The 13,755-nt window shown below is 43.0% G+C and carries 12 protein-coding genes; 9 read left to right on the top strand and 3 right to left on the bottom strand.

The window, feature by feature from the left end; translation table 11 throughout:
- Positions 1–2: 2 nt before the first annotated feature.
- Positions 3–1,559 (top strand): excinuclease ABC subunit UvrC, encoded by a 1,557-nt coding sequence (uvrC, locus tag J2128_RS02990; protein ID WP_209689528.1) that lies wholly within the window; start codon positions 3–5, stop codon positions 1,557–1,559.
- Positions 1,559–3,502 carry an excinuclease ABC subunit UvrB gene (uvrB, locus tag J2128_RS02995; RefSeq protein ID WP_209689529.1) on the top strand — a complete coding sequence of 648 codons (1,944 nt, stop codon included), beginning with the start codon at positions 1,559–1,561 and terminating at the stop codon, positions 3,500–3,502. Before uvrC ends, uvrB begins: the two co-directional genes overlap by 1 nt.
- 6 nt (positions 3,503–3,508) lie before the next feature.
- On the opposite strand, the gene J2128_RS03000 is transcribed toward uvrB, so the two are convergent.
- The 3 genes from J2128_RS03000 to J2128_RS03010 all read right to left on the bottom strand — a co-directional run bounded on the left by J2128_RS03000 (position 3,509) and on the right by J2128_RS03010 (position 6,552).
- Positions 3,509–4,150 (bottom strand): DUF5591 domain-containing protein, encoded by a 642-nt coding sequence (locus J2128_RS03000; protein WP_209689530.1) that lies wholly within the window; start codon positions 4,148–4,150, stop codon positions 3,509–3,511.
- A gap of 41 nt (positions 4,151–4,191) precedes the next feature.
- A complete protein-coding gene (locus J2128_RS03005; RefSeq protein ID WP_348632354.1) occupies positions 4,192–4,641 on the bottom strand; it encodes an FKBP-type peptidyl-prolyl cis-trans isomerase in 450 nt (149 codons plus the stop codon).
- 114 nt (positions 4,642–4,755) lie between these two features.
- Complete coding sequence (locus J2128_RS03010) at positions 4,756–6,552, bottom strand: chloride channel protein (RefSeq protein ID WP_209689531.1); 1,797 nt, start codon at positions 6,550–6,552, stop codon at positions 4,756–4,758.
- A 233-nt stretch (positions 6,553–6,785) separates the two neighbouring features.
- Between J2128_RS03010 and J2128_RS03015 the strand changes: the two genes are divergently transcribed.
- The 7 genes from J2128_RS03015 to J2128_RS03045 all read left to right on the top strand — a co-directional run bounded on the left by J2128_RS03015 (position 6,786) and on the right by J2128_RS03045 (position 13,697).
- Positions 6,786–7,457: a peptidylprolyl isomerase gene (locus J2128_RS03015; protein ID WP_209689532.1), complete on the top strand. Its 672-nt coding sequence runs from the start codon at positions 6,786–6,788 to the stop codon at positions 7,455–7,457.
- Positions 7,458–7,794: 337 nt separating this feature from the next.
- Positions 7,795–9,360: an ABC transporter substrate-binding protein gene (locus J2128_RS03020; protein WP_209689533.1), complete on the top strand. Its 1,566-nt coding sequence runs from the start codon at positions 7,795–7,797 to the stop codon at positions 9,358–9,360.
- A 32-nt stretch (positions 9,361–9,392) separates the two neighbouring features.
- Complete coding sequence (locus tag J2128_RS03025) at positions 9,393–10,160, top strand: class I SAM-dependent methyltransferase (RefSeq protein ID WP_209689534.1); 768 nt, start codon at positions 9,393–9,395, stop codon at positions 10,158–10,160.
- Positions 10,144–11,106 carry an ABC transporter permease gene (locus tag J2128_RS03030; protein WP_348632355.1) on the top strand — a complete coding sequence of 321 codons (963 nt, stop codon included), beginning with the start codon at positions 10,144–10,146 and terminating at the stop codon, positions 11,104–11,106. Before J2128_RS03025 ends, J2128_RS03030 begins: the two co-directional genes overlap by 17 nt.
- A complete protein-coding gene (locus J2128_RS03035; protein ID WP_209689535.1) occupies positions 11,099–12,010 on the top strand; it encodes an ABC transporter permease in 912 nt (303 codons plus the stop codon). The genes J2128_RS03030 and J2128_RS03035 overlap by 8 nt, the downstream gene beginning before the upstream one ends.
- Entirely contained in the window at positions 12,007–12,987 is a 981-nt protein-coding gene (locus J2128_RS03040; RefSeq protein WP_209689536.1) for an ABC transporter ATP-binding protein, read from the top strand. Before J2128_RS03035 ends, J2128_RS03040 begins: the two co-directional genes overlap by 4 nt.
- The gene (locus tag J2128_RS03045; protein WP_209689537.1) at positions 12,966–13,697 is read left to right on the top strand and encodes a dipeptide/oligopeptide/nickel ABC transporter ATP-binding protein; all 732 of its coding nucleotides are present in this window, start codon (positions 12,966–12,968) and stop codon (positions 13,695–13,697) included. Before J2128_RS03040 ends, J2128_RS03045 begins: the two co-directional genes overlap by 22 nt.
- The last annotated feature ends 58 nt before the right edge of the window (positions 13,698–13,755 follow it).

A 13,755-nucleotide genomic window follows, 5' to 3' on the forward strand; every position in this document is an offset into this window, starting at 1 on the left:
CAATGACAGACCTCTCGGTAATCCCGAACGAACCGGGGTGCTACCTGCATAAAGATGAAGACGGAAAGGTAATCTACGTAGGCAAGGCCAAAAACCTGAAGAAGCGTGTGTCCAGTTACTTCAACAGGAACATCACCGACCCCAAGACAAAGGCGCTTGTAAAATCAATATCCACTACCGATTTCATAGTCACAGGAAATGAGGTTGAAGCGTTTATCCTGGAAAACAACCTCATAAAAAGGTACCAGCCTAAATACAACATCGATCTAAAAGACTCAAAAAGCTATGCCTATATAAGACTGTCAGGCGACAAATTTCCTTCAATCGGAATCGCAAGAAAAAAGACAGGGACAGGAGAGGTCTTCGGGCCGTTCGTATCCGCAAAAGAAAGAGATTATGTGTTATCAGTTGTAAAAAAGACGTTTAAGCTTCGTTCCTGCAGGAGGATGTCCAAAAGAGGATGTCTGAGGGCTCATATCGGCACGTGCAGTGCACCGTGCATGAAAAAAATTTCCGCTGATGACTATAGTTCACAGGTAAAAAAGGCCTCGTCGGTTCTACGCGGAAACACAAAAGAGATGATTAAAAGCCTTGAATACGAGATGGAGGAGAAGGCAGAGTCACTTGACTTTGAAAATGCGATACAGCTCCGCGACCAGGCCGCGGCACTGGGACATTTGGCCGAGAGGCAGCATATCAGCAGCAAAAAACTAACTGACGAAGATGTAATCAATTTTTCGGAAAGAGACGGCGTAATATACCTGATGCTCTTTTCGGTATACAAAGGCTGCCTTGCAGAAAAACAGGAATTTATATTTGATGACGGCGATGAGGCGCTTGAAGAATTCATAATACAGTATTACTCGGAAAATGAGCCGCCTTTTGAACTTATCCTTCCTGTTTCAACCGGTTCAACGCTTGAAGATTTTCTGTCGGAGAAAAAGGGCAGAAAGGTGAAGGTTACAGTCCCCCTGAAAGGAGACAAGAAAATTCTTCTTGACCTTGTTTTGCACAATGTCAAAACCGTCTTCTTCGGCGGGGAGATTAAAGTAAGTGAACTTAAAAAACGTCTCCATCTCCCTGAAAATCCGGACGTAATAGAATGCTTTGATATATCTCATCTTTCAGGAACAAATACCGTAGGTTCGATGGTACAGTTCAGGTACGGGCGCCCTGACAAAAGGAACTACAGGCGTTTCAGGATAAAAACAGTGGATAAGATAGACGATTTCGCTTCAATTGCAGAGGTAGTAAAGAGACGCTATTCAAGACTGAAAAATGAAGGAGACACATATCCCGACCTTATAATCATAGACGGCGGGAAGGGTCAGCTCTCCGCCGCAAAAGGCGCTCTTGACGAAGTGGGCGTGAAAATACCCCTCATATCCGTTGCGAAAAAAGAGGAGGAAATTTTTGTCCCCGGGTTTTCGCATCCGCTTCCACTGAAAAGGACTGAAAAAGCCTCCCTTTTCATACAGGAGATACGCGATGAGGCGCACCGTTTTGCAATAACCTACAACCGTCTTTTAAAGTCCAAAGAGATAGAAGAGGATAAATAATGCATAAAACTGACTACCGGTTTAAACTTGTCAGCGGCTTCAGTCCGAAGGGCTCCCAGCCCGATGCAATAGAAAGCCTTTCGGACGGGTTAAAGGACAATAAAAGGTTTCAGACACTCCTTGGCGTCACAGGCTCAGGGAAAACGTTTACCGTTGCAAACATTATCCAAAACTACCAGAGGCCGACTCTTGTCCTCGCCCACAACAAAACTCTTGCAGCCCAGCTTTACAACGAGTTCAGGGAATTTTTTCCGGAAAACAGGGTGGAGTACTTCGTCTCATATTACGACTACTACCAGCCTGAGTCATACATCCCGCAGAGAGACCAGTACATAGAAAAAGATGCCCAGATAAATCCGAAAATAGAGCAGATGAGGCTTTCTGCCACGGCTTCGCTTTTATCCAGAAAAGATGTCATAGTCGTCGCATCAGTTTCAGCGATATACGGTCTCGGCAACCCTGAAAATTTTGAAAAGCTTGGTTTCGAGCTTAACACAGGCGACACCATAAAACGAAAAACAATTCTTAAAAAACTTATAGATATCCAGTTCGAAAGAAACGACACCGAGCTTATGCCGGGAAGGTTCAGGGTCAAAGGGGACACTATCGATATAATACCCGGGTATTATAACAACATAATAAGAATAGAGCTTTTCGGGGATGAAATAGAGAATATCTCGGAAATAGAAAAGGTCTCCGGAAAGAAAGTCGAAAGTCTTGATTATTTTTTCGTGTATCCTGCAAGACACTATGTTGTTCCAGAAGACGAAATAAAAGGGTCAATAGCCGGGATTAAGGCAGAACTTGAGGAAAGGCTTAAGGACCTCGGCCCGGTGGAAGCGCACAGGCTGAGACAGAGGACTCTTTACGATATGGAAATGATAGAAGAAACAGGGTTCTGCAAAGGAATCGAGAACTATTCCCTCTATTTTGACCACAGGAAAAAAGGTGAAAAACCTTTCTGTCTTCTGGATTATTTCCCCGGCGACTTTCTGATGATAATCGACGAAAGCCACCAGACCCTTCCCCAGGTCAGAGGGATGTACAACGGGGACAGGTCCCGAAAAGAGCCGCTTGTAAACTACGGATTCAGGCTGCCTTCGGCGTTTGACAACAGGCCGCTTGTCTTCGCAGAGTTTGAGCAGTACATGCACAGTGTTATATTTGTCTCAGCAACTCCGGGAAAATATGAATCAGAGCATTCCGAAAATACGGCTGAACAGATTATAAGGCCAACCGGACTTGTAGACCCCGCCGTCTTTGTAAGACAGACGGAAGGCCAGATGTCTGACGTTCTGGGAGAAATAAAAAAGACAATAGCAAGGAAAAACAGGGTCCTTATTACAACGCTCACCAAAAAACTTGCCGAAGAGCTTACCGACTTTCTTGCCGAAAAAGGTGTTAAAACCAGATATCTTCATTCCGATATCGACACAATCGAAAGGACGGAAATAATAAGGCAGCTGAGGCTCGGCAAGTTCGATGTTCTTGTCGGGATTAATCTTTTGAGGGAGGGTATCGACATCCCTGAAATCGGGTTCATAGGTATACTTGACGCTGACAAAGAGGGATTTTTGCGGGACGCAAGAAGCCTCATCCAGATAATCGGGCGTGCGGCAAGAAATTCGGATTCATACGTAGTTTTGTATGCAGACAAAATGACCGACTCCATGAAGACTGCCATCGGGGAGACTGAAAGGCGCAGGAGAATTCAGACTGAATACAACAGTGTCCACGGGATTACCCCAAAGACCATCGTAAAACCTGTCCGAGAAAAAGAGGTCGACATAACAGACGCAAAGCACGTCCCGAAGAAAGAAATTCCAAACCTTATAATAGAACTCGAACAGGAGATGTACTCGGCAGCGGACTCCCTTGATTTTGAGAGGGCAATAAAGCTAAGGGACAGTATAAAGAAGATTAAAAAGGAATCAGGAATTTAGAACAAATTATTTCAGCGACAAAAGACCTTCACGGAATTCGCTTATATATTCATTCATCGAAAGGCTCCCTTCAGGAAACGGGCAGTCTATATCATACATTTTTTCTATCATTGGATCAGAAGGCAACAGAATCATTTCAGTACCGGTTTTTCTGCATGCCTCAACAAGAGCCTTTCTGAAAGGCCCGATGCAATAGGCGATTCTTTTACTGTATGTGTCTCTTGTCTTCTCAAGATAACCTTCCAGCCTGTAGACCTCTATCCTGTGAAAATCCTTTCTTTCCCTGTCGTCCGTGCACTTGCCGAGCATATAGTGATAGTTTGAATAAGGATACATTAGTTCAAGCTCGGCGGGGACAGTCCCGCATGTACCGAATATTACAAGGTGATATCTTTCTTTTGTAAAGACATCATCGATTATCCTGTGAAATAGTTTATGGCTTGGGCTCTGGCTGTACGGTTTTCTCAGTGCGCACGGTATGAATATCGCAATCTCTTTTTCGGGAATTACATAGTCATTTATTATAAACCTGTATGCGTCCTCGAATTCAGTGCGGTAGAAAGGGGGATCATATATCTCAATTTTCTCTCCTTTTTTATCTAAAACGTATTTTCCGGTTTTATAGTCATTGTCCCTTATGTTCTGCATTTTAAAACCTGTATTATCCCCTGCAAATCTGCGAATAAACTTTATCTCTTCTCACTCACAATTTCTACCAGTTCAAGTTCATATATGAGGTCTTTTCCGGCCATAGGATGATTTGCATCTACTTTTATTGATTTGGTGGTTATATCAAGAATTTTTACAAGAGACTTCTGTCCTGTCGGAAGTTTTATTGTAACCAGATCCCCCGGTTTCGGGTCACACGTAAGATTAAGCCCGGATTTTCGCAGTTTGAAAACAAGGCGTTTTTTATATTCTCCGTATGCCTTATCGGCAGTAAGGACTACCTCTTTCTTCTCACCGGGTTTCATCCCGGTAAAAGCTTTTTCAAACACGGGATTTATCCGGCCTTCTCCAAGACATATTTTCTGGACATCACCGTCTTCAGAAGATTCAAATATTTCCCCGTCAGGAGTTCTGCTTGTAAATCTGACCAGTATAGTATCTTTCGGGCCTGCGGATTCTATAGAAAACACATCCTTTCCATTAAATTACCAGCGGCAAAAAAATAAAATTTGCCATTGAGACTGTTATAAGTCCAATTTTATACCTGCCGGAACCATCCTTCCCGGCAAAAAAAGGATAAGAATCTATTTTGATTTTTTCGTAAGGTTTACCGCTTTCGTATAAGAACGCATTATGTCGGTCGACGTAATAAATCCCAGTACTTTATCCGGGTTGTCTTTGTCTGTTACCGGAAGGTGATGAATGTCTTTTTCCATCATTATGATAAGCGCCTTTTCAAGGTTTGAATCCGGAGGTATCGTTATGACAGGATATTTCATAATCTCTCCGATACTGGATAATTTGTTGTCCTCAGGCCAGACGTCCCTGTATGTAACTATTCCGACAAGTTTTCCATTGTCAATGACCGGGAATCCTGTGTGATGCGTACTGTCCATCAGGTTCATTACTTTTTCCCAGGAATCCTGTGGTGAAAGACATATCAGTTCACCGGCTTTTCTCATTGCGCTTTCAGCAGATATTTCGTTAAGAATCTCAATCTGGTATTCACCCCTGTGGGCAGGAGACTGGGCCTTTGTTCTGAGCTGTTCACGAAATATCGTGCTCTCGCCGGTGAGAACTGTTGAAACCGCAACTGCACCCATCGCAGGCACAAGGAGGGAAAAGTCGCTTGTCATCTCGACTACCATTATCATTACCGCAATGGGTGCATTAGCTATCCCACCAAAAAGAGAGATCATCCCGACGATGACAAATGCCGGAATTGTAAACAGGGGGACTATCTGAGGCAAGAATATATGAAGTATCATTCCGAAGGCTCCTCCTGCGGCTCCTCCTATAGCAAGACCCGGAGCGAATACACCTCCACTTCCTCCTGAGCCTATTGTAAAAGAAGTAGTAAATATTTTTGTAAAAGGAAGAAGAACCAGAACAGCAAGAGGCAGCATATTGTAGATTGCAAGCTGCATAAAACCATATCCTGTCCCAAGGCTTGCAAGGGCGGTGATCATCGTCTCAGGACAGATATACGAGAAAACAATAACAAAGACTCCGATAAAAAAAGCACCGGTAACAGGCTTCAACACAACAGGAAGGTGTTTTTTTTCAAAAAAGTCAGCAAATACTTTCTTCGTCCCGTAAAAAACCCTTATGTATAAAAGCCCGACCAGAGCACAGATTATTCCAAGGACAAGGAACAAAGGTATCTGTGGGATTTCCCAGTGAATTGACGCTGTACCGAATATCGGGTCATATCCTTCAAAAAAACCGAATATCGAATAACCTATAATTGAAGCCAGAAATGAAGGCATAATCACATCAGATTCAAAGTCCCTCGTATAAAGGATCTCAGCTGCAAGAATTGCACCACCAAGAGGTGCCTTAAATATAGTGCCTATTCCGGCTCCAATTCCAGTAGCAAGTGCAATTCTTCTCTCACGAGGAGAGAGTTTAAGTGCATCGGCAGCAATTGAGCCAAAACCGGCGGAGATCTGCGCGGTAGGTCCTTCCCTTCCGGCGCTTCCACCCGTTGATATTGTAAGAATTGATGCCAGCGCTTTTATTATTGGGACACGCCATCTTATTCTTCCCTCGCCATGAAACGCCTTTATCGCTGCGTCAGTACCGTGGCCTTCGGCTTCCGGGGCAAAATTGTACACAAGAAGTCCCGATAAAAGAGCACCCATACAAATTATAGGAAGAATCAGCCATATTGTTGCGGGCGGCGCCCATTCAGATATCGATTCGAGAGACTGACCTTCAATAGGATAATGGTAATTCATAAGGTTTTCAAATACGAAATGAGTCCCCAGCTTCAGTCCGCTGAAAAACAAAAAAGCTCCTATTCCGGAGATTACACCTACAACGATTCCTATTATCATCGTCTTCTTAAAAGAAGAGGCATTCTCCACCATCCAAAACATTCAGGAAATAGTTTTGTTTTTTTGATTAATTAGATATACCATTCCAGACGCTGTCACTGTAAGAAGATAAGAAACATTTTTTGCTTATATTTAGTTTAGTACAGCAGTTATAGAGAATAAAGTATAATACAGTACATTAATTAGCAGAAAGAAAATAAGATTAACCGGTATAACTGGATACTAAAGTTCAGTTTATTATCAGGCTTGATTTTTAAAGCAGAGGCAATGTAACTATGAAAAAAACTACTCTTATGGTGGTACTGGTTTTTGCAGTAATACTGTCTGTTATTGCTGCGGCAGGATGTACCCAGAAGGATAATCCAGGAGGGCCGACAGACAACAACGCAACTCCCGGAGAAAGTCTTACATTAATGCAGACGACTTCAGCAACGGCAACACCGGGTGAAACTCTTTCCGGGCAGGATAACGGTACATCAAACGGAAACTTTACTTCCGATGAGTCGATGACTGCCAAAGCAGGTGATACCGTGTATGTATATTACAGGGGCACTCTTGACAACGGGAGCGTATTCGATGAAAGCATAAACGGAACCGACAGCCCGTTTACGTTTATTCTGGGAGAAGGTCAGGTAATATCAGGTTTTAATGAAGCAGTAACAGGCATGAAAGAAGGTGAAACAAAGACTGTCAGTCTTTCACCGGATGAAGCATACGGTGAATACAACCCAAGCCTTGTGTTCTTCCTCAACCGCAGCAAGTTCCCTGAAAATACTACTCTTAAAGCCGGGACCACGGTTTACCTTTCAGGCCAGGACGGTACGGTATTCCCGACAACAGTAGTAAATATTACAGATTCTGATGTCCTTCTCGATGCAAATTCACCTCTTGCAGGAAATAACCTTACATTTGAGATAACACTTGACAGAATAGAAAGACCAGAATAATTTTTTATCATTTTAATTTTTTAATCTGACAGGCAACAACTGTCATATATATTTTTCAGGATTCCGGAACAGAACAGGGCTAAAAATTTTACAGGCATAATCAATAAAAGTTAAAACAATATTTTTGATAATTATCAGTTTTTTGTATTTATTGGTAAATACAAGTGCATACAATTGGTGTTGAAAACCTGATTAAAATGGTACTTTGCATCAAAACACAACTTTATTAAGATAATTTTACATAACTAAAGTTAATCAGATTTAAGAAATGGGCATGACCTAAAAACTGTTATGTACAAAACTGGTTGAATCTGAGATGGTTTTTAAAAGGTGAATCATGAGAAATCTCTATCTAATTTTGGCTGTATCAGCGTTTGCTGCATCACTTTTTATTTCAGGATGCACTTCCACGACGCAGACGGAAAACAGCTCGGACAATATTCTTAAGGTCGGGGATATGTGGGACATATCATCAATAAATCCGGCCACATCAAGTCTATCAGGAGTTCTTGTTACAGAAAAATCTCTTATCACAGAAACTCTTGTAAGCGCTAACGACAATTTTGAACTTGTGCCCAACCTTGCCGAAAGCTGGGAACAGATCAATGATACCACATGGGAATTCAAATTAAGAGAAGGGGTAAAGTTCCATAACGGCAGGGAGATGACTGCCAAAGACGTTGTGGTCTCACTTGATGACACAATGGAGCTTTCACCAAGCACTGCATCTCTTATATCATATGATCATTCGGATGCTGTTGACAATTATACAGTAAGGATATATACGACTGAACTTAATCCGCTTGTCCCCGGTGCTCTGCACTACCCATGTACTGCAATTGTAAGCCCGGATTCATATGATTCGGACGGAAACTTTGTTAAACCAATAGGAACCGGACCGATGAAATTCAAATCATATGATGAGCAGACAGGTGAACTTGTCGTAGACAAGAATACAGACTGGTGGAAAGAGGAACCCGGATTTGACGGCATAGTAATCAAAGGTTATGAAAACTCTGAAACAAGGGCAATGCTCATTGAAAACGGAGATGTTGATTTTACATGCGACCCTCCGTACAGCGAAGTAAAACGCCTGAATGAAACAGACGGGATACACGTCGAAATATACAACACACCAAGAATTTACAAGCTTGACGCAAATCTCAAAAATCCGGATATGGCTGACCTCAATATGAGAAAAGCAATCTCATATGCAATCGACAGGGACGGTATTGTCAAGAATGTTTTATACGGTGTCGGAAGTTCAGCAGGCGGCGTATTTCTGCCTTCAATGGAATGGGCAAACAAAAGCCTGTCGCCTTATCCGTATGACCCGCAACTTGCAAAAGAATATCTTGCAAAATCCGGCTGGACTGATTCAGACGGAGACGGAATTCTTGACAAAGACGGAGAAAAACTTAAACTAAGACTCTTCACGTACACCGAACGTCCCGGGCTTTCACCAATGCTTGAAGCGATATCTGCAAACCTGAGAGACATAGGTTTTGAGGTTGACGAGACGGCAATGGAATACAGTTCCCTGTCTTCAGTAATGTCTGATGACAACTGGGACCTGTACCTGTCCGCACCGACCCTTGCATTTGTACCTGACCCTGAATATGTGCTTAAAAGCTGGTATACAACAAACGGGACATCCAACAAGGCAGGATACAGTAATCCGGCCGTTGATAAAATGATCGAAGAAGGTCACCATATAAACGATGTTAATGAGCGTTATGATCATTTCGGTAAAATCGAGGGGATTGTCTATAACGATCTCCCTACGATAAACGTCGCCTATTACGGCGTAGCTGTTGTTATGAAGGACAATGTGAACGGCTACAGGTTTGATCCTACTGCCCATGACTACAGAATTGATCCGTTTATGATAATTTCATCATAACTTTTTTTGAAGAATAATCCTGTGGTGAAAATATGGATGACATATCAATAAAATCAGAAATTGAAAATTCATGGAACACTGAAGCGGACTATTACGATTCACGTGTATCGCACGGTGTCCTGACAGGCGAAGAGAAACAGATGTGGATAAAGGCCTTTGAATCCGTTCTTCCAAAAAGCAGCCCTCCCCTCAAAATTCTTGACGTCGGCTGCGGTACCGGTGCAATGGGCCTGCTTTTGTCTGAAATGGGCCACGAAGTGACAGGAATTGATCTCTCGGTAAATATGATGAGTGTAGGCAAAAAAAAGGCGAAAAAATTCAATTCCAAAATGATTTTTCAAAAAGGTGATGCTGAAAATCCACCTTTTGAAGACAACACTTTCGATGGTGTCGTAAACCGCCACCTTCTCTGGACTCTGCCTCACCCAGATACGGCCCTGAAAAACTGGTGCAGGGTAATTAAACCCAAAGGCAGGGTTTTTGTAATTGACGGGGTCTGGAACGACCAGAAAATCTCCACCCGGATGAAAATGAAAATAGGCCTTTCTCTTGAGAACCTAATCGAGAGAAGCCCACACGGGGAAAGCCTTTACAGCAAAAATCTTAATGAATCCCTCCCAAACTGCGGCGGCGTACCTGAGGATAAAGCTAAGGAGTACTTCTCAAATGCAGGTCTTTCGGATATTAAAGTTATTGACCTTTCCCATATACGCAGAAACCAGAGAAAACGCCTTGAGTGGTATGAAAGACTGTACACATCATTGAGTTATTATTTGATCTGCGGTGAGAAAAGAGGCTGAAAACATGCACTACTATATAATTAAGAGAACATGCTATCTCATCCTGACTCTTTTGGTAGCATCTGTTTTCACTTTTGTAGTAGTAAATGCAATACCCGGGGAACCGGCTTTAGTCCTGACACAGCACCTGTTTATAGGATTTGATGAGGCAGCATCACCTGAACTTGTGTCAGACGTATCAGAACGTTTCGATCTTGACAAACCGCTGCTGCAGCAGTACACAGACTGGATATGGGGAATTTTGCACGGAGACCCCGGAAAATCCATACTGTTTAACAAGCCCGTAATAAAACTGCTTGCTTTGTCAGTGCCTCCTACAATAATCCTGACCACATTTTCCATGCTGTTTGCAGTCGCAACAGGTCTTTGCCTGGGAATTTACTCGGCAGTCCGCCAGAACAGGATAAGCGACCACATTATTCGTGCATTGACAGTCTTTTCAGTGTCAATGCCAGGATTCTGGGTTGCTGTCATGCTTATCCTTGTTTTCAGCGTATGGTTAAAGCTGACGCCGGTTGCAGGCTATGGCGGAACACAGTACATTATTCTTCCTGCAATAGCTCTTGGTCTTCACACAATGGCTTCAGTCACACGAATAATGCGTACAAGCCTCATTGAAACACTGGACAAACCATATGTAGTCTTTGCACGCGCAAAGGGACTCCCTGCAGGAAAAGTGCTTTTCAGCCACGCTTTTAAAAATGCAGTCCTTCCTGTGCTCACTGTAATAGGGATGTCATATGGTGCACTGCTTGCCGGGTCTGTTGTAATAGAAACAATATTTGCATGGCCCGGTGTCGGTGCTCTTTTGATGAAAGCTGTATCTGCACGCGATACAGTTCTTATCGAAAGCACTATTATGGTTATTGTATTTATGTTTTTGGTCGTAAACTTTGTAATAGATATTTTATATCACGTAATTGACCCGAGGATAAACTATGAGTGAATATCCCGGAAAAAAAAGAAAAAAAGATTTAACCTGTTATTTTAATCTGGATGAAGTAAAAAAATCGGACTGGTACTTCAGACTGAAAAAGCGCCGGGGTCTCCAGATTGTATTCGTCCTGATTGGAGTTTTGATTCTTTTAAGTGCCATAGCGCCGTATCTTGCTCCGCAGGACCCAAATGCCGCTGACCTTTACAGCAAAAACCTCGGCCCTTCACCGGGGCATATATCTGGGACAGACTACCTCGGACGGGACCTGTTCAGCCGTGTAGTCTTCGGACTTCAGACCTCAATGAAAATAGCCCTTACGACAGTTGCATTATCGTTTGTCATCGGCGTTGCAGTAGGAAGCTACTCCGGGTACAAAGGCGGTCTTGCCGACAATATAATCGCCAGAATCATTGACGTTTTTCTTGCTTTTCCGACTGTTATCCTTGCACTTGCACTTATAGCTCTTATAGGACCGGGAATTCTGAACATGGTGGTTATGCTTTCAGTTGTCCAGTGGGCATCCCTCGCACGTCTTATGAGAGGTCAGGTCCTGCATGAAAAAAACCAGGAATATGTGTTATCAGCACGTGCTTTTGGGTTCTCTGATTATTGGATTCTGACAAGGCATATTATCCCCAACTGTGTTATGCCTGTTGTTGTTCTCGCGACAATGGACATCGGTCATACAGTCCTTATGATATCGACACTTTCGTTTCTCGGCATGGGTATCCCATCTACAATCCCGGAATGGGGCTCTATGATAAGTTCAGGAATTTCATATATGCGTATAGCTCCTTTAAACGTAATTGTTCCGGGTATCGCAATAACGATTGTGACCCTTCTGTTCAACACGGCAGGCGAAGGCATACGTGACATAACAGATCCGAAATCAGACGGAGAAGGGTCGCTATGAAGCACGCCTCAAAAAATTCCGGGTATATTCTTGAAGTATGCGGACTTAACGTTACATTCAACACGAAAAGAGGTCCTTTAAGGGTATCACAGAATATAAATTTCAAAATACGCAAAGGCGAGATCTGTGTTCTGGTTGGTGAGACCGGGTCAGGAAAGTCGGTCATAGGTCAGGCTATTCTTCATCTCCTGCCTCCCGGTGCAGTCGTCAGTGGAAGTATAAAATATAAAGGAAATGAAATTCTCTCCCTTTCTGAGAAAAAATATTCCAGACTCCGGGGAAAGGAAATTTCACTTATACCGCAGAACCCGTCAGGCTCCCTTGACCCTGTCATGAAATGCTCAGACCAGATTTCCGAAGTCCTTGAGTACGTAAGAAAAATCCCTCATAATATGCACCATGAAAAGGTCATGGACATACTGCTGAAAACCGGTTTTTCAAACCCTTCATCAGTCGCGGAATCTTACCCCCATGAACTGTCCGGAGGCATGCGGCAAAGGGTTGCGGCAGGAATAGCACTTTCATCAGAACCTCATTTTCTTGTAGCGGATGAACCAACCAGGGGACTGGACTATGAAGCATGGAAATATGCCATCAGGATGTTTACCGGTTTGAAAGATAAACAATATGATTCAATCCTTCTGATAACCCATGACCTGGGACTTGCCCGTGCAGTAGGAGATATAATAGGAGTTATGTATTCTGGAGAAATAATCGAATTCGGGAACTGTAAAGAAATACTGGACAACCCGGACCATCCGTATACAAAAGGACTTGTTGCAGCCCTCCCTGAAAACGGAATGAACGCGATGCCCGGAATGTGCCCCGGATTTGACAGCCTCCCGAAAGGATGTTATTTTTATGAACGCTGTAATAATAAATGCGAAGCCGGCAAAAATAAACATCCTGACCTGAAAACGCAGGATTCCCGCGAAAACGAAAAGAGGTGTGTCAGATGCCACAGGTCCTTGAAGTGAATAATCTATACAAGACATATGGTCACGGGGATATCTTCCGCGATGTTACTTTCAGTCTTGAAGGCGGAGAGACTCTCGGGATATTCGGTATGAGCGGATGCGGAAAGTCAACACTTGGGAGATGTATAACCGGGCTTGACAAAAAGTTCAAAGGTGAAGTCTTTTTTGAAGGAAAAAGCATAAAGGAACTTTCCAAAAAGAAAAACGGTCTTAAAAGAGCCCTTGTGCAGATGATATTCCAGCACCCGGAGATATCCTTTGACCCTAAAAAAACTGTTGCAGAAGCCATAACAGAACCTGTGTACTATCATTTCGGGAGAAAGCCTAAAGAAGTCTTCAAAGAGCTTTACCCGCTTATAGAAGCCGTCGGATTAAAACCGGAACAGCTTTACTGCTATCCTGACCAGCTCTCCGGCGGAGAAATCCAGCGGGCGATGATGGTAAAAATATATTCCTTATCTCCAAAACTGGTTGTTGCCGACGAACCTACTTCAATGCTTGATATGTCGGTTCAGGCGCAGGTGCTAAACCTTATGAAATCCCTCCAGGAAAAGAGGCAAAATGCGTGCATCTTCATCTCTCATGACCCCGGGGTCATGCAGCTTATGTGTGACAGGGTGGCAATACTTGAAAAAGGGAATTTCATGATACTAAATAAACCGGAATACAAAAGTTACCTGGACAAATTCAATAAAAAATTTGAGATTTAAATGTTATTCTTATTTTTTTAGTTTATCTACAGATTATTCCCCTGTAAAATGGAGGAGA

The sequence above is a fragment of the Methanomicrobium sp. W14 genome, assembly GCF_017875315.1.
Lineage (GTDB): Archaea > Halobacteriota > Methanomicrobia > Methanomicrobiales > Methanomicrobiaceae > Methanomicrobium.